The sequence below is a fragment of the Phormidesmis priestleyi ULC007 genome (assembly GCF_001895925.1).
Lineage (GTDB): Bacteria > Cyanobacteriota > Cyanobacteriia > Leptolyngbyales > Leptolyngbyaceae > Phormidesmis_A > Phormidesmis_A priestleyi_A.
Genome location: NZ_MPPI01000003.1, coordinates 19,382 through 45,424, shown reverse-complemented (window position 1 = coordinate 45,424; position 26,043 = coordinate 19,382). Strand labels below are relative to the sequence as shown.

29 protein-coding genes are annotated in these 26,043 nt (G+C 47.7%); 16 read left to right on the top strand and 13 right to left on the bottom strand.

What is annotated here, in order from left to right; all coding sequences use genetic code 11:
* Positions 1-221: 221 nt before the first annotated feature.
* Together BRW63_RS04100 and BRW63_RS04095 are read right to left on the bottom strand one after the other, a co-directional pair.
* Positions 222-434, bottom strand: coding sequence for a zinc-binding dehydrogenase (locus tag BRW63_RS04100; RefSeq protein WP_223257283.1), 213 nt, complete (start codon positions 432-434; stop codon positions 222-224).
* Between the two features lie 56 nt (positions 435-490).
* The gene (locus tag BRW63_RS04095; protein WP_073069657.1) at positions 491-1,006 is read right to left on the bottom strand and encodes a hypothetical protein; all 516 of its coding nucleotides are present in this window, start codon (positions 1,004-1,006) and stop codon (positions 491-493) included.
* Positions 1,007-1,136: 130 nt separating this feature from the next.
* On the opposite strand from BRW63_RS04095, the gene BRW63_RS04090 reads away from it, so the two are divergent.
* Positions 1,137-1,901 carry an MSMEG_0565 family glycosyltransferase gene (locus BRW63_RS04090; RefSeq protein WP_073069656.1) on the top strand — a complete coding sequence of 255 codons (765 nt, stop codon included), beginning with the start codon at positions 1,137-1,139 and terminating at the stop codon, positions 1,899-1,901.
* Positions 1,882-2,112 carry a hypothetical protein gene (locus tag BRW63_RS04085; protein ID WP_073069655.1) on the top strand — a complete coding sequence of 77 codons (231 nt, stop codon included), beginning with the start codon at positions 1,882-1,884 and terminating at the stop codon, positions 2,110-2,112. The genes BRW63_RS04090 and BRW63_RS04085 overlap by 20 nt, the downstream gene beginning before the upstream one ends.
* Here BRW63_RS04085 and BRW63_RS04080 read toward each other — a convergent pair.
* From BRW63_RS04080 to BRW63_RS04060, 5 genes are all read right to left on the bottom strand, one after another.
* The gene (locus BRW63_RS04080; protein ID WP_073069654.1) at positions 2,102-3,316 is read right to left on the bottom strand and encodes an acetate kinase; all 1,215 of its coding nucleotides are present in this window, start codon (positions 3,314-3,316) and stop codon (positions 2,102-2,104) included. The two genes, BRW63_RS04085 and BRW63_RS04080, sit on opposite strands and share 11 nt — an antisense overlap.
* The gene (locus BRW63_RS04075) at positions 3,313-3,951 is read right to left on the bottom strand and encodes a histidine phosphatase family protein (protein WP_073069653.1); all 639 of its coding nucleotides are present in this window, start codon (positions 3,949-3,951) and stop codon (positions 3,313-3,315) included. Before BRW63_RS04075 ends, BRW63_RS04080 begins: the two co-directional genes overlap by 4 nt.
* 157 nt (positions 3,952-4,108) lie before the next feature.
* On the bottom strand, positions 4,109-6,607 hold the full coding sequence (locus BRW63_RS04070) for a phosphoketolase family protein (protein WP_073069652.1): 2,499 nt from the start codon (positions 6,605-6,607) through the stop codon (positions 4,109-4,111).
* A 179-nt stretch (positions 6,608-6,786) separates the two neighbouring features.
* Positions 6,787-7,707: a HetZ-related protein 2 gene (locus BRW63_RS04065; protein ID WP_073069651.1), complete on the bottom strand. Its 921-nt coding sequence runs from the start codon at positions 7,705-7,707 to the stop codon at positions 6,787-6,789.
* Between the two features lie 225 nt (positions 7,708-7,932).
* The gene (locus tag BRW63_RS04060) at positions 7,933-8,229 is read right to left on the bottom strand and encodes a hypothetical protein (RefSeq protein ID WP_073069650.1); all 297 of its coding nucleotides are present in this window, start codon (positions 8,227-8,229) and stop codon (positions 7,933-7,935) included.
* Positions 8,230-8,492: 263 nt separating this feature from the next.
* On the opposite strand from BRW63_RS04060, the gene BRW63_RS04055 reads away from it, so the two are divergent.
* Positions 8,493-9,131 carry a sugar transferase gene (locus BRW63_RS04055; protein ID WP_073069649.1) on the top strand — a complete coding sequence of 213 codons (639 nt, stop codon included), beginning with the start codon at positions 8,493-8,495 and terminating at the stop codon, positions 9,129-9,131.
* Between the two features lie 76 nt (positions 9,132-9,207).
* On the opposite strand, the gene galE is transcribed toward BRW63_RS04055, so the two are convergent.
* Positions 9,208-10,212, bottom strand: coding sequence for a UDP-glucose 4-epimerase GalE (gene galE / locus BRW63_RS04050; RefSeq protein ID WP_073069648.1), 1,005 nt, complete (start codon positions 10,210-10,212; stop codon positions 9,208-9,210).
* A gap of 640 nt (positions 10,213-10,852) precedes the next feature.
* On the opposite strand from galE, the gene BRW63_RS04045 reads away from it, so the two are divergent.
* The 10 genes from BRW63_RS04045 to BRW63_RS04005 all read left to right on the top strand — a co-directional run bounded on the left by BRW63_RS04045 (position 10,853) and on the right by BRW63_RS04005 (position 20,220).
* Positions 10,853-12,064 carry a YdcF family protein gene (locus BRW63_RS04045; RefSeq protein ID WP_073069647.1) on the top strand — a complete coding sequence of 404 codons (1,212 nt, stop codon included), beginning with the start codon at positions 10,853-10,855 and terminating at the stop codon, positions 12,062-12,064.
* A 109-nt stretch (positions 12,065-12,173) separates the two neighbouring features.
* A complete protein-coding gene (locus tag BRW63_RS04040) occupies positions 12,174-13,934 on the top strand; it encodes an ABC transporter ATP-binding protein (RefSeq protein ID WP_073069646.1) in 1,761 nt (586 codons plus the stop codon).
* Positions 13,935-14,105: 171 nt separating this feature from the next.
* On the top strand, positions 14,106-14,699 hold the full coding sequence (locus tag BRW63_RS04035) for a pepsin/retropepsin-like aspartic protease family protein (RefSeq protein ID WP_073069645.1): 594 nt from the start codon (positions 14,106-14,108) through the stop codon (positions 14,697-14,699).
* A gap of 28 nt (positions 14,700-14,727) precedes the next feature.
* Entirely contained in the window at positions 14,728-14,847 is a 120-nt protein-coding gene (locus tag BRW63_RS29880; RefSeq protein WP_397428385.1) for a DUF6888 family protein, read from the top strand.
* Positions 14,844-15,038, top strand: coding sequence for a DUF6887 family protein (locus BRW63_RS04030; protein ID WP_073069644.1), 195 nt, complete (start codon positions 14,844-14,846; stop codon positions 15,036-15,038). Before BRW63_RS29880 ends, BRW63_RS04030 begins: the two co-directional genes overlap by 4 nt.
* 96 nt (positions 15,039-15,134) lie before the next feature.
* Positions 15,135-15,425: a nucleotidyltransferase family protein gene (locus BRW63_RS04025; RefSeq protein ID WP_073069643.1), complete on the top strand. Its 291-nt coding sequence runs from the start codon at positions 15,135-15,137 to the stop codon at positions 15,423-15,425.
* Positions 15,426-15,556: 131 nt separating this feature from the next.
* Positions 15,557-16,819 (top strand): BaiN/RdsA family NAD(P)/FAD-dependent oxidoreductase, encoded by a 1,263-nt coding sequence (locus BRW63_RS04020; protein ID WP_223257282.1) that lies wholly within the window; start codon positions 15,557-15,559, stop codon positions 16,817-16,819.
* 360 nt (positions 16,820-17,179) lie between these two features.
* The gene (locus tag BRW63_RS04015) at positions 17,180-17,770 is read left to right on the top strand and encodes a Uma2 family endonuclease (RefSeq protein WP_073069642.1); all 591 of its coding nucleotides are present in this window, start codon (positions 17,180-17,182) and stop codon (positions 17,768-17,770) included.
* On the top strand, positions 17,767-18,000 hold the full coding sequence (locus BRW63_RS04010) for a hypothetical protein (protein WP_073069641.1): 234 nt from the start codon (positions 17,767-17,769) through the stop codon (positions 17,998-18,000). Before BRW63_RS04015 ends, BRW63_RS04010 begins: the two co-directional genes overlap by 4 nt.
* A gap of 9 nt (positions 18,001-18,009) precedes the next feature.
* On the top strand, positions 18,010-20,220 hold the full coding sequence (locus BRW63_RS04005) for a helicase-associated domain-containing protein (RefSeq protein ID WP_073069640.1): 2,211 nt from the start codon (positions 18,010-18,012) through the stop codon (positions 20,218-20,220).
* Between the two features lie 8 nt (positions 20,221-20,228).
* Here the strand turns inward: BRW63_RS04005 and BRW63_RS04000 are convergent, their stop codons facing one another.
* The 4 genes from BRW63_RS04000 to BRW63_RS03985 form a co-directional block, all read right to left on the bottom strand.
* Positions 20,229-20,561, bottom strand: a complete 333-nt coding sequence (locus tag BRW63_RS04000; RefSeq protein WP_073069639.1) for a type II toxin-antitoxin system PemK/MazF family toxin — start codon at positions 20,559-20,561, stop codon at positions 20,229-20,231.
* A 162-nt stretch (positions 20,562-20,723) separates the two neighbouring features.
* Positions 20,724-20,969, bottom strand: coding sequence for a DUF2281 domain-containing protein (locus BRW63_RS03995; protein WP_073069638.1), 246 nt, complete (start codon positions 20,967-20,969; stop codon positions 20,724-20,726).
* A 289-nt stretch (positions 20,970-21,258) separates the two neighbouring features.
* Positions 21,259-21,528, bottom strand: coding sequence for a type II toxin-antitoxin system RelE family toxin (locus BRW63_RS03990; protein WP_073069637.1), 270 nt, complete (start codon positions 21,526-21,528; stop codon positions 21,259-21,261).
* The gene (locus BRW63_RS03985) at positions 21,525-21,734 is read right to left on the bottom strand and encodes a hypothetical protein (protein ID WP_073069636.1); all 210 of its coding nucleotides are present in this window, start codon (positions 21,732-21,734) and stop codon (positions 21,525-21,527) included. Before BRW63_RS03985 ends, BRW63_RS03990 begins: the two co-directional genes overlap by 4 nt.
* A gap of 109 nt (positions 21,735-21,843) precedes the next feature.
* Between BRW63_RS03985 and BRW63_RS03980 the strand changes: the two genes are divergently transcribed.
* The 3 genes from BRW63_RS03980 to BRW63_RS03970 all read left to right on the top strand — a co-directional run bounded on the left by BRW63_RS03980 (position 21,844) and on the right by BRW63_RS03970 (position 23,999).
* A complete protein-coding gene (locus BRW63_RS03980) occupies positions 21,844-22,104 on the top strand; it encodes a hypothetical protein (protein ID WP_073069635.1) in 261 nt (86 codons plus the stop codon).
* Positions 22,101-22,520: a type II toxin-antitoxin system VapC family toxin gene (locus tag BRW63_RS03975; RefSeq protein ID WP_073069634.1), complete on the top strand. Its 420-nt coding sequence runs from the start codon at positions 22,101-22,103 to the stop codon at positions 22,518-22,520. Before BRW63_RS03980 ends, BRW63_RS03975 begins: the two co-directional genes overlap by 4 nt.
* Positions 22,521-22,646: 126 nt before the next feature.
* Positions 22,647-23,999, top strand: coding sequence for an MATE family efflux transporter (locus tag BRW63_RS03970; RefSeq protein WP_073069633.1), 1,353 nt, complete (start codon positions 22,647-22,649; stop codon positions 23,997-23,999).
* Positions 24,000-24,217: 218 nt separating this feature from the next.
* On the opposite strand, the gene BRW63_RS03965 is transcribed toward BRW63_RS03970, so the two are convergent.
* Positions 24,218-25,990 carry a GAF domain-containing sensor histidine kinase gene (locus tag BRW63_RS03965; RefSeq protein WP_073069632.1) on the bottom strand — a complete coding sequence of 591 codons (1,773 nt, stop codon included), beginning with the start codon at positions 25,988-25,990 and terminating at the stop codon, positions 24,218-24,220.
* Positions 25,991-26,043 lie beyond the last annotated feature (53 nt).

Below are 26,043 nucleotides of genomic sequence, written 5' to 3'. Positions count from 1 at the left end.
ATTATGAACATCTTTGAAGCCAGATCGAATACGCAATCTTGAGTAGCTTAGTATATTATTCTACGCAGTTTTACTATCAGTGTCAGGAAATTTATTAGGTTAAATTGTAAGGAGTTAACCCTGACCCCAAAATTCACTCGTCTAGCGTTAGGAAAGCTTTAAACAAACCTTACTGAATTGAGCGTTTGGCGACTCTGCCATTCTGTCCCGGATGGCTCATGTTAGGAAAGCTTTAAACAAACCTTACTGAATTGAGCACCGCTTTCTAGATAGTTCAAAGCTTCACGGACTTCGTTAAACGAAAAGACTCGATCGACAATGGGTCCAAGCTGGTGCAGCGCGATCGCTCGATTCATAGTTTCAAACATATCGCGACTGCCCACATAGATGCCTTGAAGCCGAATGTTTTTTTGCAAAATCGTTACAGTACTCACATCCCCTTGAGATCCAAACAAGACGCCAAACAAACTAACGTGCCCTCCTATAGACTCTAGACATCACTGGCATCAAAATAACCTTGCAGATTTTCTGGCTCAAATTGGCGCAAAATGCTGGTTGCTTTGCGAGTCAGTGCATCTGACCCTTTGACGACCACGATATATTTGCCAGCGTTGAGGCGATTGCGATAGGGCAAGGCATCTCCACTGCCCACCACCAGCCCTACGCCACCGCCAATAAAAAAGCTGCCCATTGCGCCCCCGATCGCGCCCAGCACCCCACCGATTAGCTGATTTCCTAACGCGCCCGCCCATGGAAACGTGTCCAACTTAGTGATGGAGTTAAACAATAAGCCAGCCGCAAACCCAAATGGCACCAACCAAACCGCCATTCCCTTGGCTTGTTTTCCGGCTTGCTCGTTGGGGTCAATCAAGCCATATTCGTCGGCACTTTTATAGCCTCTGCCCAAGATTGATACTTTGTCCATCGGCAAGCCGTCTTTTTCTAGCGCAGAGTAAGCGGCTTCTGCCTGAATGCGATCGTCCAGCACTGCCACAAGATAATTCATAAAAAACTCTCAATATTGGCTTCACAGTTTTAGATTAGCAGGGGTGAGGGGCAAGTGATTTGTCGTTTTGAAAAAATGCTGCAATCTGAGAACTATTACTGAGAACTATTACTAACTCGTTTCAATTGAAATGCCAAAAACTTCTGTACTGACAGACGATCGCCTCTACCGGATCGCTTTATTTACCTACTCCACAAAGCCTAGAGAAAGCGTTCCTCACACGTTGGAGTTAGCAGAGGCGTTGCATGGTTTAGGTCATTGCGTTTGCGTCTATGCGTTGGATAAAGATGGAAAAGGATTTGATTATCCGCTATCTTGTGACTATGGGGCTGTGCCTGCTCGATCGACACCGACTGACATTGATAAACTTATTCAACAACGCATTCAAGAATTTGTAGACTATCTGAGTCAGGCTCAACTTGTTTATGATGTCTATCACGCTCAAGATTGCATTAGTGCTAATGCGTTAGCAAAACTCGTTCAGCAACAGCAGATTCCTCACTTTGTGCGAACCGTTCATCACATTGAAGATTACATTAGCCTTTATCTTCAGCAATGTCAGGATCGATCGATTCGTGAATCAGATCTCTGTTTGTGTGTAAGTGAGAAATGGCAAAATGAACTTCAGCAACATTATCAGATTCACGCTCCGCGAGTGATTAAGGGTGTTAACTTAAAGCGATTCTCTCCTAATTTCAATGGTTCTGAACCACTGTTTAAAGAGCGATCGCACCTAACAGGATCTCCCATCTATTTAACGGTGGGCAGCATCGAACCTCGAAAGAATTCAATTCGATTGCTGCAAGCCTGTAAGCAAGTGTTAAACGACTATCCAAACGCTCAGTTAGTCATCGCAGGCGGAGCGACGTTATTTGATGATGTCTCTAGTGGTTAAAGATTATTTCGTTCCCAATCATGACTATGATCTTGATGATTTTGTTCAGCGATCGCAGACAGCACTACAAATCGCCAGCGATCGGGTTCAAGCAAAATATGGTAGACCGTGTGGTTTAGCGTTGGGGCGATTGCAAGAAATCGAAGCGAAATCTGCTCAATATCGTGATCTGCTTGGCTCTAAAGTTCGAGTGATTCAGTTCATTGAGTGAAGATTTTCCAGCATTCTTGCGCGATCGCCCAATCTTCTTGAGTGTGAATTACCAATACTCGAATTGTTGAATCCAGCGTTGCAATATCTTGATCTTTAGGATGATTAGTATTTTTTGAGTCGTCAAGTTTCAACCCCAAAAATTCAAACGCTTCACAGGCAGCCGATCGAACTTCTGGATTGTTTTCACCTACGCCTGCTGTAAAAACTAACGCATCTAGTCGATTTAAACTGGGCAGCATCGCTCCAATTTGGGCACGAAGCCGATGAATATAAACATCAAACGCTAGTTTTGCGCGGGGATTGTTTTGCTCGATCGCGGCTCGAATTCGTCGCATATCGGCAGAGACTCCAGACACGCCCTTTAAGCCAGATTCTTGGTTGAGCATCCGATCGAGCGTGTCAGCATTAAAGCCTTCTTGCCGCAGTAAATGAATCAGAATTCCGGGATCAACTGACCCCGATCGAGCGCCCATCATCAAGCCTTCTAGCGGTGTGAAGCCCATTGTGGTATCGACGCTACGACCATCCCGAATCGCAGCTAACGAGCAGCCATTGCCCAAATGACAGGTGATCAATCGCAAATCTGATGCGTCGCGTTGCAGAAGTTGAGCGGCTCGATCGGCACAATAGCGATGACTAATGCCGTGAAATCCATAGCGCTGAATGCCTTTCTCAAACCACTCGTAGGGAATTGGATAAACCGTCGTCGATGAGGGCAATTTAGAGTGAAAAGCCGTATCAAAAACGGCGACTTGTGGCACCGATCCGAGAACGTGTTCGATCGCGTCGATGCCCTCTAAATTGGCTGGGTTGTGAATCGGAGCAAAAATGGCGAGACGAGCGATCGCTGCTTTCACTTCTGCGGTAACTCGGACACTTTCTCGATAGTCCTGTCCGCCATGAACGACCCGATGACCCACGATATCAATGTCTGAAGGCTGCTGAATCACGGCGGTTTGACCACTCCACAGTTTATCGAGCATCTGAGCGATCACTTCGGGTCGGTCTTGCCCCGGAATCTCTGCTTGTAAAACGGCTCCCTGCTGAGTTTTGACCTCAATTTCTGCAAAACTCTGATGATGAGTCCAATCGACTTTGGCTTCCCAAATCGGCTGTGGTGGCTGATTGGGCAACTCGCCATCTAACTCATAAAGACAGCTTTTTTGACTACTTGAGCCAGCATTCAGCACTAAAATTTTCATGTTCCCTGCAATGCTTGCAACGCCTCACTTAGGTGATTGCGATCGCCCAATCGCTCTAATAAAGGCCCGTGACGATCGAATTTTACAACGCTGACCGACGCAACCGGAGCCGCAATGCGAGTGCGAAACCGCCCCAAGTCAACGCCTAGCAAGCTACACAAAATAATCCGAATCGTGGCTTTGTGCGATACAACTAAAACATTTCCATCGGGGTAATGCTGCTGAATTTCAGTAATCACAGAGGACGATCGGTTGGCAATTTCGACTGCCGTTTCTCCGCCTGTTGGAGCATTCCAAGCGGGTTCTGCCAACCATTTCACATACTCTTCTCTATAAGTTGCCTGAACGGCTTCAACGGTTTCTCCTTCCCATTTACCATATTTGATCTCTTTCAATCCATCTCGCAATTGCATTCCGATTCCAACTGCGTCACAAAGCGGTTTTGCAGTGGCGATCGTGCGTTTCATCGGGCTGACGAAAATGGCTGTCCAAGGAGTGGCTTGATAGGCGATGGCAAACGCTTCTGCCATTTGTGTGCCTTCGTCAGTTAGCTCAGGATCAAGAGCGCCGCAGTAGCTATTTTCACGGCTGAAAGGGGTTTGTCCGTGACGGAGAAAGTAAAGTCTTAGGCTCATCGATTGTGATTAGTAGATGGAGTAAATTGTGGAGGCTAATATGATGTCAGTTCGACGAGTTTTTTCGCTTCGTTGTCAGCGGCTTCTGCCCCCTAAATCCCCCAGAATGGGGGATTTAGGGGGCGATTCCCAAGGGAGAGGGCAAGTCAGCCTTACGCTATGAATGAGCCGAAGCAGCCGAGTCATCCATTTCGCCTGTGGCGATCGCCTCTTTGTCAGAGGTCTGTTCTACGGTGGTTTTCGGCTGTGATTTCTCAGCATTAGAACCACTGTAATATTGCCATTTCCAATCTTCTACCTCTGGCATATCTTCACCATGCTCAATAATGTAATGCTGATGATCAATTAGTTTATCTCGAATCATCTGTTTCACATAAGCGGCACGATGTTTTAGTTGAGGAACTCGATCGATGACATCTTGCGCTAAATGGAAGCGATCGAGATCATTTAAAACCACCATGTCGAAGGGGGTTGTCGTGGTTCCCTCTTCTTTATAGCCTCGGACGTGTAGATTATCGTGATTGGTGCGGCGATAGGTTAAGCGATGAATCAGATAAGGATAGCCGTGAAACGCGAAAATGATTGGCTTGTCGGTGGTGAAAATCGAGTCAAACTCACGATCGGAAATGCCGTGAGGATGCTCGGTCTGAGGTTGCAGCGTCATTAAATCCACAACGTTGACCACGCGAATCTTGAGATCGGGGAAGTGCAACCGCAAAAAGTCAACGGCTGCCAGCGTTTCCAGAGTCGGGACATCGCCTGCACACGCCATCACTACATCGGGTTCGCAGGCTTGATCGTTACTCGCCCATCCCCAAATTCCCAATCCTGCGGTGCAGTGTTTGACCGCCGCATCCATATCGAGCCATTGCAGTTCGGGTTGTTTTCCGGCGACGATCACATTGACATAGTGGCGACTGCGTAAACAGTGATCGGCAACCGAGAGCAATGTGTTGGCATCCGGGGGCAAATAAATGCGAACGATCGTCGCTTTTTTATTGATCACCACATCCAAAAAGCCCGGATCTTGGTGCGTGAATCCGTTGTGATCTTGTCGCCAAACGTGGGACGTTAGCAAATAATTGAGCGACGCGATCGGCTTTCTCCAGGGAATATGACGACAGGCTTCGAGCCATTTGGCGTGCTGATTAAACATCGAGTCAACGATGTGAATAAACGCCTCATAGCACGAGAAAAATCCGTGACGACCTGTGAGCAGATAGCCTTCTAGCCACCCTTGACAGAGATGCTCACTCAACACTTCCATAACGCGACCGTCACGAGAAAGGTGATCATCACCGGGCAAAATCTCGGCAGCCCAGACGCGATCGGTGGCTTCTAAAATAGGCGTTAATCGATTCGAGTTATTCTCATCAGGACTCAACACTCGAAAGTTGCGTTGCTCTGCGTTTAAGTTCATCACATCGCGCAGAAACATTCCCAACACGCGAGTTGATTCCGCTGCGACCGTGCCGGGATCTTTGATATCGATCGCATAGTCATTAAAGTCGGGCAATCTGAGATCTTTGATCAATAAACCGCCGTTAGCGTGAGGATTTGCCCCCATGCGCTGATCGCCCACTGGAGCCAGTTCCGCCAATTCGGGGATCAGTTTGCCTGTTTGGTCAAAAAGTTCCTCTGGCTTATAGCCTTTCATCCACGATTCCAGCATTTGTATGTGTTCTGGCTTGCTGGCAAGCTCTGATAGTGGCACCTGGTGCGCTCGAAACGTGTTCTCGATTTGAACGCCATCGACGACTTTTGGCCCTGTCCACCCTTTCGGAGTCCGCATCACGATCATCGGATATTGAGGACGATCGGTGAATCCATGCGTTCGAGCTTCTCGCTGAATGCCCTGAATCTCGGTGACGATCGTATCCAGCGTTTCCGCCATTAGCTGGTGCATCGTTGCCGGATCACTCCCTTCTACAAAGTAGGGTTTGTATCCGTAACCAATGAACAGGTGTTCTAACTCTCGATCGTCTAACCGCGCTAAAACCGTCGGGTTAGCAATCTTATAGCCGTTTAAGTGCAGAATTGGCAACACTACCCCATCTCGCACCGGATTGATAAATTTATTGGAGTGCCAACTCGCCGCTAACGGGCCTGTCTCGGCTTCACCATCGCCCACCACAGCACAGACAAATAGATCAGGGTTGTCAAACACCGCACCATAAGCGTGAACCAACGCATACCCCAATTCACCCCCCTCGTGAATCGAACCCGGTGTCTCAGGAGCCGCATGACTCGGAATTCCGCCAGGGTAGGAAAACTGCAAGAACAGTTTTTGCATCCCTTCTTCGTCTTGCGTAATGTTGGAGTAAAACTCGCTGTAGGTGCCTTCTAGATAGGTGTTTGCTACCATTCCCGGCCCGCCATGCCCCGGCCCAGCGACATAAATCGCGTTCAAGTCATAGCGTTTGATCAGTCGATTGACGTGAGCATAGATGAAATTTAGACCGGGCGTAGTGCCCCAGTGACCGAGCAATCGCGGTTTGACATGCTCCAGTTTGAGCGGTTCTTTAAGTAAAGGATTGTCGCGCAAGTAGATCTGCCCGACCGACAAATAGTTCGCAGCCCGCCAGTAGGCATCTATCTTTTGCAGGTCTTCTGGAGACAGAGGAGCTTTGGTTGAGATCGAGTTTGCAACGGTCATAGTGAATATCGCCAATGACGTTTCGGGTCAATTGTGATTCATTAAAGCAAACTCTGAATCTGTCATGAGTCGTAGGGATTACATTTGGCTTACGATCGTGGATTAAATAATATCGCGGTTACTTGCAACACCAACGGGCACGGCAGTGCCATGCCCCTACTTTATTTAATTTACGATCCTTATCGTCCTAACCATTCGGTCACAAGTTCTGGCTGATTTTTAGAGGCGAAAACTCGAACCGCGTGATAGTTAACCTTTTCTCGCAGTCGATAAACCTGTTTGATGGGCATATCAAGATCTTGGGCGATCGCCTCCTGCGATCGCCCTTGCAAATAAAGTTTGAGCCACTCAGCCGCCAGGGGATCAACTCGCTCTGCTAAATAAGACTCAAACTCTTGCGCGATCGTCTGTCGCAGTTCTTGCTGTTGTTCTTGCGCCTGCGCTTCTTGATAGTGAGTGATCGCCTGCCCGTCGAGCAAGCTGACTGACCCTTCAGAGTCGTCGGGCGCAATCTCTTCTGAGACTAGGCGAATAAAATCGGCAACCGGAACTTGAGTCATACCGCCACGCTGAGAGCGTCGCAGATAGTTGACAAAGCGATAGACCAGCAGCGGCTGATTGCGAATCGGGCGGAGACAATATTCTTCGGTGCTGGCTAAAACAAGCGCATTGCGAAGCCGGGGATCGCTCGTACATTGAGCAATCCAGGCAATTTGCTGCTGCATATAGTGATCATTTTGCAGCAATTCTTGGATCACTTCTTGCAGCACATCGACGACCGATCGCTGACGATCGCGCGAGAGCGCAATCCAAGTGCGGATTTTGTTGCGAATCAAAAATAGGCTACTCAATCGCTGAATCAGCCCCTTATAAGCACGTTCGGGGCCTGCGTCTAGATAGCGCTGACACAGAATGCGATAGCGATAATCCATCGCTTGTTTGGCGATTTCTAGCTGATGGGGAAGCAAGTCGTCAAACCGCACTTGGTCTTCTCCTAAAAGCCATTGAATGATGGTTTCGTGAGTTGATCGACTGCTCTTGGGCAGATCACTCTGTAACTGTAAACGCCATCTGTCAGCAATTTCTTCTGCAAGTGTCATGGAGTTGCCGTCCTCAATGCCCTGTTATAGAGTTTGCCTTACAACCCCGGTCAAAATCACTTACCCATTCGGGTAATACTCAAAGGTCTTGACTCATTCAACCTCCAGGCATCAAAGGTTGAACTCTAAAGTATAAAACTTTGTCTGCAAATTGTTTCCAACTCGACAGAATTATCAAGTTTCAATGAATTACGCAAAGAATCGTAATCGCCAGAATTTTGAGTCTTAAGCTCGGTTGCTCCGTAATTCCTCGGAGGGAGAATCATCAGCTTCTTTTAAAGACGCATTCATTTGCTGCAAAGTTTCGGTCAACTCAGACAGTCGAATGAGGGTATCAGCCTGGTTTGCTGCTAACGTTTGCATCGCATCGCTCAAGGCAAAAATTTCATAGCCCTGCTGCTGAACTTGAGACGACAACTCATCTAAGCGATCGGCGAGTTGTTCGATCGCGTCAGTCGCTGCCAGCACGGTTTCTGCAATCTGCCCAACAGTAGCCTCTAAACGATCGTCCGATTCTGTCACGCACCAAACCTCTTTCCCAAATAGACTACGGCTCTACGTTCTTCAACCCTAAGCGCTTCATCAGAACTTCACAAAAAGTTTAATTTATTCAAGCAACAAAAAGATTTGAGGAAGTGTTGCGTTTAGCACTGTCGCTCACTAAGACGTTAACTATATTCTGGGATACGCATGACTGGACAGGCATTTTCAGTATTTTCACCGTTCCCATCACTGAAACTAGCTCGACAGTACGCGCTAAATCTTAATCAGGGGTTGCCGATTTTATGATTACGGCTTCTGTTCACCTTAACGTCCCGCATCGATCGACTTGCTCTATTGTCAAACGAGCGATCGACGTGATGGGCAGCCTCATTGGGCTAGGAATCGTCGGCTTAATTTTCTTGCCAATGGCGATCGTCATTCGGCTCGATAGCCCCGGCAATATTTTATATAGTCAGGAGCGATATGGGCTGATGGGCAAGCCGTTTCGCATCTATAAATTTCGTTCAATGGTTAACAATGCAGAGGCGCTAAAGACCCAAGTTGAGAACGAGGCACAAGGGCTGATCTTCAAAAATCAGCAAGACCCTCGGATCACCAGAGTCGGGCGGTTTCTCCGTCGCACCAGTCTAGATGAGCTACCGCAATTTTGGAACGTTTTGACTGGAGAAATGAGCCTGGTAGGGACGCGCCCGCCCACTGCTGATGAGGTGATTCACTATAGTGAACATCACTGGCAGCGTCTAACCGTTAAACCAGGGTTGACGGGTGAATGGCAGGTTAACGGTCGATCGACCATTACTGACTTTGAGGATATTGTCAAGCTTGATTTGCGCTATCAGGCTCTCTGGACACCGCTCTATGATCTGGTTTTGATTCTAAAAACCCTCTACGTCATTTTTGCTAGGGTAGGCGCATTTTAGGATTGTGGATTGAATAATGTTGGTTATTTGCAAGGGCGACGGGCACGGCAATGCCATGCCCTACGTAATTTCACGATTATTTTGCTCCGTGACGCTTTTGGTGCCACTGCCAGGCGTGGGTAAGAATCTGACTGATGTCGGGATATTCGGGCTTCCAGCCTAGAATGGTTCGGGCTTTTTCGCCACTGCCTACCAGCGCAGGCGGATCACCAGGGCGACGATCGTGCTCGATGGCAGCGATCGGGGTTCCCGTTACCTGACGCGCACTCTCAATTACCTCTCTGACTGAGAAGCCACTGCCGTTGCCCAAATTAAACGTTTCTGAGTGTCCGCCTTTTAACAGATATTCCAACCCCAGCACGTGTGCTTGAGCCAGATCAGTGACGTGAATATAGTCGCGAATGCACGTTCCGTCCGGGGTCGGATAATCGGTGCCAAAAATTGAAATTGAATCTTGCTTGCCCAATGCGGTCATTAACACCAGCGGGATCAAATGGGTTTCTGGCGCATGGTCTTCGCCTAACTGCCCCTTAGGGTCTGCACCTGCGGCATTGAAATAGCGGAAGCACACCGATTTGAGTCCGTATGCCTGGTCAAAATCAGCCAAGATCCGCTCGACCATCAGCTTCGTCGCCCCGTAGGGATTAATCGGATTTTGAGGGTGGTCTTCTGGGATCGGCACCGTATTGGGAACGCCATAAGTTGCACAGGTCGAAGAAAAGACAAATTTGTCGATCGCCGCCGCCGTCATTGCTTCTAGCAGAGTCAGGGTGCCCACCACGTTGTTGCGATAATATTTGTCGGGTTTAGTGACTGACTCGCCCACATAGGCATAGGCCGCAAAGTGCATGACTGCCGCAAATTTGCGCGAGGAAAACAGGCGATCGAGCAGCGCCCGATCGTTAGTGTCGCCCACCACTAATTCGACGTTGAGCACTTGATCTACGAGGTCTTGATGTCCATAGACCAGGTTGTCGAGAATGACGACGTGATACCCGGCGCGTTGAAGGGCTAACACCGCATGGGAGCCAATATACCCGGCTCCTCCGGTGACTAAAATGGCTGGTTTATCTGATTGCACGCTAGATCCTCACGAAATTGCAGTTCTTTTCAAGGCTTAGGAATTCGTTCTAAATCCTAAAACCTTATTCAATAAAAGCCCCGGTTCTCAGGACAAGCTCATCAAACGCTTACAGAAGGTTTAAGTGAGATTGCCAGGATCTCGCCAAACTTTTAGCGGGTTGTCTGCTTGATCCCAGATCTCGATCGCCGTTATTTTTTCTTTTTGCTCCCAAAAAGCTCTTGCATTAGGAGAAAAAAGATTACAACAAACACAATTCCTGCCAGAATTAATTCCACCGATCGTTACCTCACTGTCTACAACACCCTTCTAACTGACCAAAATTCGCGCTGCTTAGATTTAAGCTTGCGTTTGGGAGTGACAATCCTGCATTTTGCACGACTTTTACCCTTTTTGAGCCAGGTTAGCGCCGAGAATTCTACTAAAGTTCTGCACTTTAAACTTCAGTTTGAAAAAAATTGCGGCGATCGTACTTAATTTTGGATGACAAATCGGCAATTTTCGGTACAATCCTAGACGAAATGGGGTTTTGAGGCATAAATGCCTTCCTGAATGCATGACTGATAGATTAACTTCGTGCTTTATGAATTGAGTCTAAATACTAAACGAGGTTCGCCACAGAACTTTAAGGAATTACAGCATGGTCTTATTGGTAACAGACGTATTTGTGCTCTTGACCCAGGTGTTGCTTTGGATTGTCGTGGGGCTTTTCACCTGGTATGTTTTGCTCAAAGCACTGCCTAGAGCATTTTTAGGCGGATTAGTTATTTTGCTGCTGCTAGGAGTGGCTGCCATCACTTTTTATCGAGGTGGCCCGGCTGAGGGGCTATTTGGAGATATTTGGCAGGTTCTTGCTATTCCATTTAGCCCTTTGGGGTTAATTCTGATTTTCTTGCTAATCGTCTTACCAGGAATTTTTAGGGGGACGGTTTCTAAAACGGGCTTAATCTTGCTCAGAATTGCAATTCCGTTGCTGCTGATTTTGAGCATCCCGGCGGTGTCTTATTTTCTGGGTCAACGCGCAGAAGCTCAAGCCCTACAAATCACTCGTGCGGCTCCGGCAGAGGCAATAGGAGGACGGCGCGTCATCGTGCTGCTAGGTCAAGGCACGACTCGGCTCCAGCTTCGCCCGCGAACTCAGCCTGCTCCTGCCCCGACACCCAATCAAAACGCTCAAGCACCGCTGATTCAGCCGCCACAGCCATTAACTGAAAATGCCTACAATATTCTGACTCAGCAGCCGACTCAACTCACCGAGCAGGGCAATCGCTTAATCTATGCGGCGCGACTTTATCAAGAAGAAGTGACGCGGGGCAACAATCCTCTGCTGGTGGTGAGTGCTGGGTCTAGAGAGGAACGCGATCGTAAACAGGGCGAGACGCGAGAAGGCACCGCAGAATCAAGAGATATTGTGAGATTTTTGCAAAGTCAGGGCGTTCCGTTGGGCGGCATTTTAGAAGATAACAATAGCCCTACCATGCACGACAGCGCGTTCAACGTCCGAGCATTGCTGCGCTCTCGACAGGTCAACTTTGGAAATCAGCTTTTTTTAGTCACCTCTGCGATCGAGATGAGTCGAGCGGCACTGACGTTTAATCGAGAGTTTAATAATCAGGGATCAGAAACAGTCGTCACGATCGTTTCTCGCCCCACTGATTTTCATACGCTGCCGCAGCGCGACTCACTGCGACGGCGCACTCAGGGTCGAGATTTAACTGAGCGCAGTTTTCGCTTAGGTGATTTGCTGCCCAACACTCAGGCATTTGTTCTGAGTTCCCGCGTGATCAATGAATACATTGCCTCTATCTATTATTTCCTGCGGGGTTGGATTAGACCCGTCAGCACCATCTAAACCCAATTCCAAATTGCGATCGAACGTAGGGGCACGACATGTCGTGTCTCTACATTGGAGATAGCGATAGGATGAGAGAGTTTCTAAATTTTTGATAGAGTCCCTAATCATGGCGCGTTCCCAACTTCAAAAACTAGGGGTTTATTTACGTCCCCACTGGCGCAATACGGCGTTGGGCATCGGCACTTTGCTAGTTGTGAACGCGCTGGCGGTTTACATTCCGCTGTTGATTCGAGACGCGATCGACGAGTTAGGAGTCACCTTCAGCGTCGATCGTGTTTTATATTTTGTGGGGCTGATCTTGGTGCTTGCCTCAGTGATGTGGTGTGTGCGAATGATCTCGCGAACTTTGCTGTTTGGGGTAGGGCGGCAAGTTGAGTTTGATCTCAAGCAAAAGATTTTTAATCATTTGCTCAGGCTAGAGCCGTCTTATTTTGCGACGAATACGATCGGAGATCTAATCAACCGAGCGACGAGCGATGTCGAAAACATTCGGCGCTTGCTTGGCTTTGCGGTCCTGAGTTTGGCAAACACAACCTTTGCTTATGCCCTGACGCTGCCTGTCATGATGCGGATTAACGTGAGATTGAGCTTGATGGCAATCTCGGTCTATCCGTTTATGTTGATTTTGGTGAATTTGTTTAGCCATAAGTTGCGAAATCAGCAGCTTGCCGTGCAAGAAGAACTCTCGACCATGAGCGAGTTGATTCAAGAAGACATGAGCGGCATTGCGCTGATCAAGATTTATGGTCAAGAAGAAAACGAGCGTAAGGCGTTTCGGCAATTAAATCGGCAGTTGTTGAATGCGAATCTGGAACTGGCAAAGACTCGCAATACGCTGTTTCCAATTCTCCAAGGTTTGGGTTATTTAAGCGGATTGATCTTGCTGTGGTTTGGCGGTGGCGCGATCGCCAGTGGCACAATCTCGGTCGGTGATTTCATCGCGCTCTTGCTGCTTGTTGGACAGTTAGTGTTTCCGACAGCGCTGCTGGGCTTTACGATCACAGCTTACCAACGGGGTGAAGTGAGTATCGATCGAGTCGAATCTATTCTCACGGTTGAACCCAAAATTAAAGATAAACCTGATGCAATTCCGTTAGCGATCGACCAGGTGAAAGGCAGATTAACGGCGCGAGATTTGCTTTACACCTATCCCACCAGTGAGCCAGAAAAGGCAGTTCCGGCGCTCAATCACATCAGCTTTGAGATTGCTCCAGGGGAAACTGTGGCGATCGTGGGGGCGATCGGCTCCGGCAAATCCACCTTGGCAAATGCGCTTCCTCGCTTATTAGATATTTCGCCGGGTCAATTATTTTTAGATGGATATGACATTACAAGTTTGCGGATTGAAGATTTGCGAAGCGCGATCGCTTATGTACCGCAAGAAAGTTTTCTATTCAGCACGTCGATTAAAAACAACATTCGCTATGGCAAGGTTCATGCAGAGTTATCTGAAGTTGAGTTAGCGGCAAAACAAGCGCAAATTCACGATGAGATTCTTAACTTTCCGCAGCACTATGACACGATCGTCGGTGAGCGAGGCATCACCCTTTCTGGCGGTCAACGACAACGGACTGCTCTTGCCCGTGCGCTCTTAGTCGATAGCCCGATTTTGATTTTAGATGATGCGCTGTCGAGTGTAGACAACCAAACCGCTACCCAGATTTTGAGAAATCTCTCAGAAGGAACCCAGCGTAAGACGGTAGTGTTTATTTCTCACCAACTTTCGGCGGCGGCATCTGCCGATCGGATTTTCGTGATGGATCAAGGGCAAATCATGCAATCGGGAACTCACGGGCAATTGCTAGAGAAAGACGGCTTGTATCGAACTCTGTGGAATCAAAATAAGCTCGAAGAAGCCTTGAAATAGGCAGAAACATTAAGCCCAGAAATAGCGATACCTCAAATCCTCAGTGGAAGCAGTAGCCGAAGTTACTGATACCTTAAAGTTAAATTATCTTAAAGTTGTGGATTAGTCAGTTTGCTTTGAGGCTATTAATAGGGCAATCAGGTTTACAGCAGAGATAGGGTGTACCTAGTGATGAGTACAGATTCTAATCAGAAAATTGACTATCTTTACAAAGAGTATACAAGACTCAGCGAAAAGTGTGATGAACTTATCAAGAGTACTTTTGATGATTTCAAACTCTTTGGAGCAGCAGGTGCAGTGATAGTTATATGGAAGCCTATTTCTGACCTAATTGCACCTATAAATTCTAAGCTTGATTCTAGTTCTATTTTGTTTTTAGGTTTCTTAAGCATATTAGCAGTTATCGACATAATTGGATATTTGTTTCTGATTAAGCAGGCTTATGGATGGTATTTTGTTTACAACCTTCAAGCTTATGAAATAGAGATAAAGAAATTTCTAGGAGAAGCAGAAGACTCACAGCTTTTCAACTTTAATATGGGAAAGAGTGAGCAGAGGTTTATTACAGGCGTTTATAAGACTTCATTTAGGTCTCTCCTGATAGTCTTCTTTATTGTCGGTACTCTTCTACCATTTATAGCATTGTGCTATTCAAAGATGCTGTATGCAGTGATTTATTTACTACTATCATTGATAAGTTCGATAACCTACTACCAACTCTTTAGACGAATGATGAAGCAATTTTCTGACAAAAGTTATCTTTAAATTCTAAATACTGAATGCTTATGGAGAGGTGAGGCAATGTAGAAGCATTGAACTCGTTAGGATAGATGAACGCACTGGAAACTTATACGTACTTGTTGAAGAAAATCTTGATTTTGAGATTAAACCAACTGGAGGATACGAGCCATGACATCTGCAAACTATAATGATTTGATGAGCCTTGATGAGCTACGTCATTATGTTTTGACTAATCGAGAAGACTTAGCAGCTTTTCAAGTGTATATCGATCGTTCAAAAGCTTCAGGACGAATGATTAGCATCGATCCAAAAGATGCTGGATGGGAAAGATTTAGCACGTCAGATGCAACGAGCAACCTTTGATGATCTCGGCTCAAACTAACAAATCTTTTCCGACTAAACGCAGCGATCGCACCATTTCAACGACAGTAGATCTTTCTCCTAGTTGTAGGCTGTGTAATGCGACAACATGAAGCCCTTGCAATACTGACCAACCATCAGAACACGCTGAAAGATTTTGGCGTGAAGTCTCTTATTCTGTTTGGTTCAGTGGCAAGAGATGAAGCGCGAATAGACAGCGATGTTGATCTGCTAGTAGAGTTCGATCGTCCAATTGGTTTGTTCACGTTTGTCCGTCTAAAACGATACCTAGAAGAGATTTTAGAGAGTTCGGTTGATTTGGGTACGCCCGACTCACTCAAACCTTACCTACGAGAGCCTATTTTCCGGGAGGCTATTCGCGCCTTCTAGAGATTGGCAAAATAGAGTAAAAGACGTGTTGGATGCGATCGCACAGTTTCAACGACAACTACCACCGCTCGATCAATCTCATCGCTCCTCACCCGTTAGAATTAAGTCTCTATCGTTTTTAACCAAATTCTTTGTTATCTCAACCGTTGAAAGTGGTCGTGATTGGAGGAGGAGCGGCTGGCTTCTTTGGTGCGATCACCTGTGCCCAAACCAACTGTAGCGCTGATGTGACGCTGCTCGAAGCGAGTCGGCAACCGCTCACCAAAGTGCTCGTGTCGGGTGGCGGACGCTGCAATGTCACCCATGCCTGTTTTGATCCGGCAATCCTGGTGCAGAACTATCCCAGAGGTAGCAAAGCGCTGCGGGGTGCCTTTAGTCAATTTCAAGCTAAAGATACGGTCGAGTGGTTTACAGCGCGAAACGTCAAGCTCAAAACCGAAGCAGACGGGCGAATGTTTCCGATTACAGACAATTCTGCCACGATCGCTCACTGTCTAATTCAACAAGCTCAAGACGCTGGAATTAATGTTTGTCTAGGAGCCAGCGTTAAATCAGTTATCAAAAAAGATGGCGCTTTTGAGATTGAATTGCGATCAGGCGAAGTTCTCAACGCCGATCGATTATTAATTGCGACGGGCAGCAATCCCCAAGGCTATCAGATTGCGAAAGAGTTGGGACATACGATCGAGCCGACTGCCCCTTCTCTGTTTACGTTTAACTTGACGGACGATCGCCTAGAAGATTTGTCAGGAATTGCCGTCGATCCGGTGCGGTTGCGGTTGCAGGTAGGCGACACCAAACTAGAGCAAACTGGAGCGCTGTTAGTGACGCACTGGGGCTTGAGCGGCCCGGCGGTGCTGAAGTTGTCTGCGTGGGGTGCTAGAGTTCTGCATGAGCATCGTTATCAAGCCACGCTGGTGATTAACTGGTTGCCCAAGCAAAATCCAGAAGCGCTGCGGCAAGAATTGTTGGCAGTCAAATCGCAGTTGCCGAGACGAGCGATCGGGTCGAGTTGCCCAGTGCTGTTACCTCGTCGTTTGTGGGAAAAACTCACGGCTGCTGTCGGCATTCATAAAGAAGCTCGCTGGGCAGAACTCTCAAATAAAACGCTCAATCTGCTGATTCAAGAACTGACTCAAGGGAAATACACTGTTAATGGAAAAGGAGTATTTAAAGAAGAATTTGTCACCTGTGGCGGCGTGAATCTTAAAGAAGTCAATTTCAAAACGATGGAGAGTCGCTGCTGTCCGGGGCTTTATTTAGCGGGCGAAGTGTTAGACATTGATGGCGTTACGGGCGGGTTTAACTTCCAAAGCGCTTGGACGACGGGCTATATTGCCGGGCAAGCGATCGCAAGAGATTCTCTCGTAGAACTGACAGAACAGCGATCGTGATTTAGCGTGAGTGCGATATCCTGAGATTTAACTTCAAGACTTGACCCGATTAGTAACTTAGGATCGTGGATTAAAAACCTGTAAAAGTCCTCTGATTTGTCGTCGCCGAGACTTTTGCCCCCTAAATCCCCCACGAGTGAGGGACTTTGAAACCAGAGTATTAGCTCAAAGTCCCCCAGAATGAGGGATTTAGGGGGCAAAAGCCGACCCAAACGCAGCGACAAAGATTGGTGTACACCGTAGCTCCTGAGGGGGAGGGCGAGAAGTTACACCTTAATAAATCCACGTTCCTAAGTTGATCGACAAAGCAGCGTAAGGCAAACTGGAGGGCGAACACTATGTGGAGCGAAGCTAACGCCAATGACGCAAGCCAAACCCCGATTTAGAACGATTGAGGAATATCTTGACTATGACGATGGCACTGACACCCGTTATGAACTGGTTAATGGGGAGTTAGTTGAGAAGGGTGCTGAAAGTACGTTGAATACTCAGATTGCTGTTTTTCTGATTGCAGCTTTTTTGCAACTGGGCATTTCCTATAGTCGATTGGGAATCAAGCAGCAAATTTCTGTCAGTAGCAGCGAAGTCACAGCTAGGGAGCCTGACTTGATGGTTCATTCAGAAGAATCTGCGATCGCTATCAGTGGTCAGAAGCAAGCTCTACTCACTTTTGAGATGCCTATCCCGTCGCTGGTGATCGAAGTCGTCTCACCAGGGAAACCAGGTAGCGATAACTACAATCGTAACTATGTTGAAAAACCGAAGGAGTATGCAGCGCGAGGCATTCCTGAGTTTTGGCAGATTGACCCAGATAGAACAGTATTAGCAGTGTTGACTCTCAAGGATGAGGCTTATCAGTCGAGAAAGTTTCGAGGGGACAATCAAGTTGTCTCTGTTATGTTTCCTGACTTACAACTGATGGCTGATCAAATCTTGAGGGCGGGAGGATGACAAAACGCAAAGCGGTCACCTCAAATCAAGCGATCGCTACCCTGCACGATCGGGTGTCGCTGATCGAGGTTGCTACGCCGCTTTTACTCACTACTCTGATGTCTAATCCGCGAACTGCGCCGTTTATTCTCACACGATTGAATGACCTGACGGCGATCGTGGCACCCGGCAAACTCGACGAATTATTAGAACGTCTTAAAAAGTTGGGGCAACTCCCCAAAGTGCTGTAGGAGGTGATGATGGTTCCTTTGCGATTTGACACCTATCTGACTCAACTCGCGCAACCGATCGTCCAAGACATGGCGAAGTCTTGGGGGTTTAGAGGCAAACAAACGTCTAAAAGTGAGTGCATTGCGGCGATCGCTCGTGGGCTAAAAGACGCAAAGCAGATTCAGCAATTAATCGCCGAGTTAAAGCCTTATGCACGATTGGCATTAGAGCTGGCAAAAGCCCAAGGCGGCAAAGTTTCGGTTCGCACGGTGATGATCACGGCAGCGCTGTTGGGAGTTGAGCAGCCCGATCTCACCAATAAATTTGGCAACGAAGCGATCGCTTATGCTCACGAGTTGATTCGTAGCGGTGTATTTATCGCGACTCATTCGATCGATGGTTATTATGGCTATGGGCTAAATTTTGAACAACTGCTCTCTGATGAACGAATTCTAGAACAGGTTAGCGAACCTCACTTTCCGACCTTAGATCTCAAAGAAACCGCCGCCCCTAAAATTTCTTCTTATCGTCGTCCTGCCAGTGTGGTGTTGACGATTTTGGGCTTTATGCAGGCAGTCTCAGGGTTGGGAGGTCTGAAGCTAACTAAATCGGGCACTCCTCAAGTCAACAGCCTCCGCAAGTTGACTAAGGCGCAGCGTTGGGAAGAAGACGGTACAGAAATCGATGGGTTTTGGTTTCCGCAACCGACGATCGCCCTAACAGCAGCGAGTGTCTATTCAGGAATTTTGACTACCCACAGGGACGACACTCAGCTAGAGTTAGCTGCGCCGATCGAAACCTTTGCCAATCGTCCTTACCCGGTTCAGATCAGTCAACTGTTGGTAGGGTTTAGCGTCGCGGCTGAATGGACTGAATGGAAAGCCAGCAGTTTTTTTGATGCCAGCAGCTATATTGAGGCGCGTCAGATTTTATTGCTGGTGCTAAAGCTGTTGCCGTCTGATCAATCTGCCTGGTTTAGCCTTGATGATTTAGAAAAATTTCTGTTCGATCGCATCGGCGATCGCTTCTCACTGACCGGGTTTATTCCATCCCAATTTCGTGCGGCGGGAGTTGACCCAGAAGAAAGCGCTAAACGCTGGAGAGATCGGCAGCGCAAAGAATGGCAGCAACGCGAAAAACATTGGTTTCGCTACGCATTATCAACATGGTTGTATCTGTTAGGAATCGTCGAATTAGGCTGGAATTCACGATCGGAATTCTCGAATCAAAATGAGGCGATCGTCAGTTTTAGAGTCACCGAGTTAGGGCAAATGATTTTGCATCCCGATTTGGCTGCATCGTTTGTCGAGATGGCTCCGCAACCTGCATGGATTGTGCAACCCAACTTTGAGCTTTTGGTCTATGTTGATGAAGTCGCCCCGTCTCAAATGATCTTTCTCGATCGCTATGCCGATCGTCTCGACATTCAGCAGCACACTGCCCATTATCGCCTCACCCGTGAGTCAGTTTATCGAGGGTTAGAGCGCGGCGGATCGCTAGAAGAATTTCTCAACGCACTGCGAACTGGGGCAAAGGTTCCGGTGCCGCAAAATGTAGAAATCGACCTTCAACAATGGGGAGGATTGCGAGAACAAATTACATTGCGACGCGAAACGCAGATGATTGAGTTTGCAGATCATCAATCAATGCAAACGGCAATGAATCAGGGAGTGAGTGGCAAAATCTTGGGCGATCGCTTTCTGCTAATCGATCAAAACACGCCAGCGATTGAGGCATTGATCAAACAAAAAATCCGCTATGACCAGCCGTTAAGTCGCTGCTTAAAAATCGGTGAAACCGGAGAAGTAACGCAAGTAAAGTCAGTCAAGGATCTGCTATTAGAAACGCAGCTACAGCGATGGATGGAGAAAGATTCAGATAACACTTGGACACTGACTCAAGCCAGTGTCGTTAAAGCGGCGCAAGCAGGCAACAAAGCCAGTGATATTCTTGACTTTTTAGAAGCCAGACGCACTGACGAATTGCCACCCTTATTAAAAGTGGCGTTAACTGCCTGGGCAGGTCGTCCACCCACGCTTGAGATGGCAGAAATTGTCGTTTTGCGTTGCACCAACTGGGAGGTATTTGACGCGATCGCCCGCAGTGAGATACTACGATCTCGTTTCGTGGCGCGGCTGTCTCCCGATTTATTGCTGGTCGATCGTTCTCAGCTTAAAAAGCTTAAACAAGATCTGGAGTGGTTGGGCATTCAGCCGCTTGAGCAGTTGCGAATGGATTAAATTAGCGTCTATAAGCCTAAACAATACCGAACGGCTGCTTCAACTTGCTCCATCTTCTCGGCAGAGATCTGTCCAGATGGTTTTGAAGGAAACCGATCGGCATCTAGAGATCGAAGCTGAAAGCAGAGAAAAACAGTTTCTAGAGACAATCCGCTTTCTGCTGTGAAAACGCGAACATTGGTTGGATAGTCACGAGAAATATTTTCGCCTTTAGTTCCGACGACCCCAGTAACAACGAGGGGTAGTTGATTAATCGCATCAATAGACAAAACTAGAACAGGACGTTTAAGTAGCTGAGTGGAATTAAATAGAAGACCCTCATCCCCAACCCTTCTCCCCAAGAAGAAGGGAGCAAGATTCAAAGTCCCTCTCCCTAGGGAGAGGGATTTAGGGTGAGGGCGATTTGGGCATCTTACATTTAATTAGGTCTGTCTACTTACCAGCTTGTTCCCTGCCCTGAACCGGGTTGAGATTGACAAAGTAGATTTGTCCCCGCTGAATGCTCATTGAGAATTTAGTCCATCCATTTCAGCGATCGCAAACTCTAAATCAATGGCAGCAATTTCAGCTTGAATCTCTGGGTCATTTGCCATTTCTGCTATTTTTTTATCCCAGTTCATTCGTTGCGTAGTGTTTTGATTTCGTTGAACCAGAAAATCAACGAAATTCTCAACTTCAATCACTTTCTCAGGGGGAAGTTGCCGGATTTTCTCTAGCAGCTTTTGCTCAGAAGTTATAAGTTTGTTCATCCTGATTGTGCTTCTCTAAATGGTATGTCGATCCTACCTTATGAACGATTGGGCACAATCGTATCGCGCTTTGCTATCGATCTGAGCGATCGCCCGCAGTGAGATACTACGATCTCGTTTCGTGGCGCGGCTGTCTCCCGATTTATTGCTGGTCGATCGCGCTCAGCTTAAAAAGCTTAAACAAGATCTGGAGTGGTTGGGCATTCAGCCGCTTAAGCAACTGCGAATGGATTGAATTAGGTCGAGATCCTCACCTTATTTCATGGGAACGACTATCGCAGTCTACCCATTAGGGAAAGTATCGGTAAATCTCTCTTCGATGCAATACACGAGCAAAAGTGATTGTTTCCTTAAGCGTGAACAAGCCAATCCGATAATCACCGACGCGAATCCGGTACGCATCGTCAACCCCCTTGAGCCTTTTCAAACTGCTGATTTCTCCCAGAGATGTAGATCGGGGAATCTCTTCAAACACGAGCGCATTAATAGCTTCAAAGCCGGGTGTGCTTTTGAGCGCTTTCAAATCCTTTAGAAAGCTGGGTAAATATTCAACCTTCACTCTGCTGCCATTTCCTTGAGTGCTTCCTCTAAGCTCAAAGGAATTTCGTTACGAACCTCAGCCACTGCGCGGTAAAGCCCTTCATCTTCAAGCGCTTCAATCAATTTCTGATAATCTGCAACATCAATAACGACTTTGCGGATGTGCCCCTCAGCATCGGTAATGAATTCTTGTGCAAAGGGATAGTCTTTAGCTTGAGCGTTCATTCACTTTGTTTCTCTAGCAATCCATCAATTTTAGTCTGTAAACGGTTGTGCATCACCGTCTACAATACAACTAGAATCGAAAAAACTTTAGTACTAACTATGGTGTCTGATGAAACAGACAATAGAAATTTCAGATGATCTCGTTCTGCTGATTCAGAGCTATTTACAAAAAAATCCAGACCTCACGATATCAGATTTGATTCAAGAAGCGTTGGCACCAAAACTTGGGTTAGAACTATTAGAAAAGGATTCTGTAGCGAGTGAAGTTGCGGCTCCACAACCCAAACAGGTTGAGAAATTTATGGCATTATCAGGAATCGTTAAACAGGCCCCGCACCACTCTGATGAGCGTGCAGAGGATTACGATTGAAGCAAATTGTTTTAGATGCAAGAGCGTTAATTGCCCTGTTCTATGAGAACGATCGCTATCATGCAGAAGCAGAACTTGGATTTCGTCAGCTTTTTCAACAGAAAACGATTCTTTGGATGCCCCTTCCAATTCTCTTTGAGGTCTATAAGTGGTTGCTGAATCATCAACGCTATGAGATTGCTTGCGATGCACTGACGCTCATGCTGGATGTTCTGCAACCTGTTTTTCTCGCTCAATCTGATGTGCTAACGCTACAGCGAATGATTCAGTCATTACCAGGTTGGAGTGGGAGTTTAGAGGATGCATCTGTTGTGATTCACACTGCTCAACGTCGTCGTTGCCCAGTTTGGACGATGAACTACCGAGACTTTGGCACAATTCAAGATCTACAATTTTGGACACCTGAACAAAAGTAGAAGGGAAATGCTGATTCTGCAACACCCAAAATTGCTCGATCGGAAGAAGACATGACCCATCACAAAGCTATAGTCTGAATCTTTTACACACTTCTTTAAAAGAGTCAGTCTGAATCTTGATCCACAATGACTCGTTTACCCCAAAATTATCCGCTTCTGTTATTCAAGGAAAGCCAGATTATTCTCCGTCTCGCCATTCCGGTGATGGCGGCTCAAGTTGGGCAAAATCTGATGACGTTTGTAGACACCGTAATGGTCGGGCACTATAACGCGCAACATCTCGCCGCGATCGCCGCAGGAACGATGTTGTTTTTCCCGCTTCAAGTGTTTGCAAATGGCGTTTTAATTGCGCTGTCTCCGATCGTGGCTCAGTTTTATGGATCGGGTGAACGACACGAGATCGGTGCCTATGTGCGCCAAGGTCTTTATTTGAGCCAGTTCATCGCGCTGCCGATTGTCTTGATCGTCCGGCATCTTTCTCCCGCGCTCAGTTGGATGGGCATAGAGCCAGGTGTCGTTGCGATCGCAGATGGTTATATCAAAGCGATTAGCTGGGGTCTTCCGGCAGCGTTTGCGTTTATGGCGCTGCGGCTGTTTAACGAAGGCATCGCCGTCATGAAGCCCGGAATGTATTTCACACTGGTGGCGCTGGGGTGCAACATTGTCGGCAACTCGGTGCTGATCTACGGTCGGTTTGGCTTTCCAGAACTTGGAGCCGTAGGAGCCGGATGGTCAACGGCAGTATCGTGGTGGATTATGCTCGCGTGTATGAGCGTCTATGTCGTGATCAATCGGCAGCTTAAACCCTTTAATCTGCTAGAGCGATTTGACCGACCCAGCGCGAGGAAACTCTTAGAACTGCTAAAAGTGGGGATTCCGATCGGGTTGAGCCTGATTCTAGAAGTGGGGATGTTTGCCGTGACCACACTGCTGATCGGCGGGCTAGGAACCAATATTTTAGCGGGGCATCAGGTGGCGCTTAACATTGCCGCTATGACATTTATGGTGCCGTTGGGGTTATCGATCGCGACTACCGTTCGAGTTGGGCAGTTAGTCGGGCAGGGCAATTTTATAGACGCACGATTTAGCGGCTTGACTAGCCTCGTGATTTCGGTGGCGATTATGACGAGTGCGTCTCTGGTGCTGGTTTGCTTGCCGATGACGATCGCCGGACTTTACACTAACGATCCGCAGGTGAAAGCGATCGCAGTCCAATTGCTGATGATGGCGGCAATTTTTCAGATTTTTGATGGGCTGCAAGTCGTGGCGATCGGCGCACTGCGAGGTTTAAAAGATACGCGAATGCCCATGCTGTTTAATTTAATTTCTTATTGGGTGGTAGGGTTGCCGATCGGCTATTGTCTCGGCATTATTGGCCCCTTTGGCGCTCAAGGACTATGGGCAGGATTCATCGCCGGACTTTTGATGTCTGCATGCTTGAACAACATTCGGTTTTTTCGGTTGACTAGAAACGTTTAGGAACGTGGATTTATTAAGGTGCAACTTCTCGCCCTCACCCTAAAGAGCTACGGTGTACACACAAGTCTTTGGCACTCGTTTGGGTCGGCTTTTGCCCCCTAAATCCCCCATTTTGGGGGACTTTGAGCCAAGACTCCAGTTTCAAAGTCCCCCACTCGTGGGGGATTTAGGGGGCAAAAGTCTCGGCGATGACAAATCATAAGACTTTTACAGGTTATTTAATCCACGATTCTTAGCAGGGGTAGTTTAAGCGTGAAAGTAGCTCCTTGTCCTTCTCCAAGGCTATCAGCTTCAACGGTGCCGCCGTGTGATTCGACTAATTGCCGAACGATCGCTAACCCCAACCCCAACCCGCCAAAGTGCCGAGTCGTAGCGCTATCTGCTTGCCGAAAAGACTCAAACACAAACGGCAAAAAGTCAGGCACAATCCCCTTTCCGGTGTCGCTGACTTGAACTTGAGCGTGATTATCAGCGACCTGCTTTAAGTCAACAACGATTTTTCCCTCGGCAGGTGTAAACTTGATGGCATTTGACAAAAGATTCCAGACCACTTGCTGAAGTCGGTTCGCATCGCCTGACACCCAAATCGGCAGGGAAGGCGGCTCAAATTTAACCGCGATCGTCTTGGCTTGAGCCGCTAATTGCAGCGTGTCGATCGCTGACTGAATCGTCACATTTAGATCAACGGCGGCAATGGTGAGGCTGAGTTTGCCCTGCACAATTCGCGAGATATCTAATAAGTCGTCAATGAGTTGCGTCTGTAATATTGCATTGCGCTCGATCGTTTCTAGCGCTTGCTCGGTTCTGGCAGGGTCAAGGGTGCGCGATCGCAGCAGTTTTGCCCAGCCTAAAATTGGGTTAAGTGGAGTCCGCAATTCGTGAGAAAGAACGGCCAGAAATTCGTCTTTCATGCGGTTAGCGGCTTCGGCTTGGGTACGGGCTTGCTGCTCATGGGCAAGCATTTGGGTGCGGGTTTCTTCGGTCTGTTGGCGCTCTAGCTCGGTTGTAATTCGCAGGGCAAAAATCGTCAGCAGAGACTCAGCAAGCTGCACATTTTCTAAAGGTTTGCCATCCATCATGCTCAGTAACCCGATCGCAGAACCCGTTGAGTCAAAAAAGGGAATCGCAATATAACTTTCGATATTGAGAGGAGCCAATAAGGGTGCGTCAGGAAATTGCGCTTGTACTCGATGCGGATAGCAGCAAATCGTGCGTTTTTCGATCACGGCTTGACAGGGCGTGTCTTTAAGCAAATAGTCAAAATTTTCGCTAATTTCACCCTGAGCGCACACTGCGATCGTTTGAATGGCTTTGTCTTCGTGGTCAACCACTAGCCCAATAAAGGCATATTCAACGTTTAAAACTTTGGCAAAGTGCAGCACGAGCGCTTGAAAAAATGCGTTGCCCGTCACCGCCGAAACGCCTTGGGTAACCGTCAGAAGAGCAGCATCGGCCTGAGCAATTTTTTTGGCGGCAAGCCGTAGCTCTAGCTCATCAACCACCATCGCGGCGAGATCGATCAACGTCGCTTTTTGGGCATCGCTTAACGCTTCTCGCGGGTTACCGTCTAGCAAACAGAGGGTGCCCAGGTTATAGCCATCATGGGTCATCAGGGGCGCACCTGCATAAAAGCGAACGCCTGGTTCACTGATTGCAAAAGGGTTGCAGGCAAAACGATCGTCTTTGCGAGTGTCAGGAACGACGAGAATGTCGTTATAGAGCAACGCAAAATTGCAGATCGCGTCGCCCCGTGGCACTTCGCAAAGATCAAACCCATAGCTCGACTTAAACCAGGCACGAGAGTGATCGACTAACGAAACCAGCACGATCGGCATATCAAACAGTCGTGCTGCGAGTGTTGTGATCCGATCAAACGCAATCTCAGTAGGGGTGTCGAGAACGTGATATCGCCGCAGTGCTTCCAGGCGTTCGGCTTCGTTAGTGGGGAGGGGAATTGAGGGGAAGCGATCGGGAGGCAGCGCGTCAAGCATTTAGACAAGTCGGCTCGATGTGACGGTCAACACTACTTATTATCTAACCACAA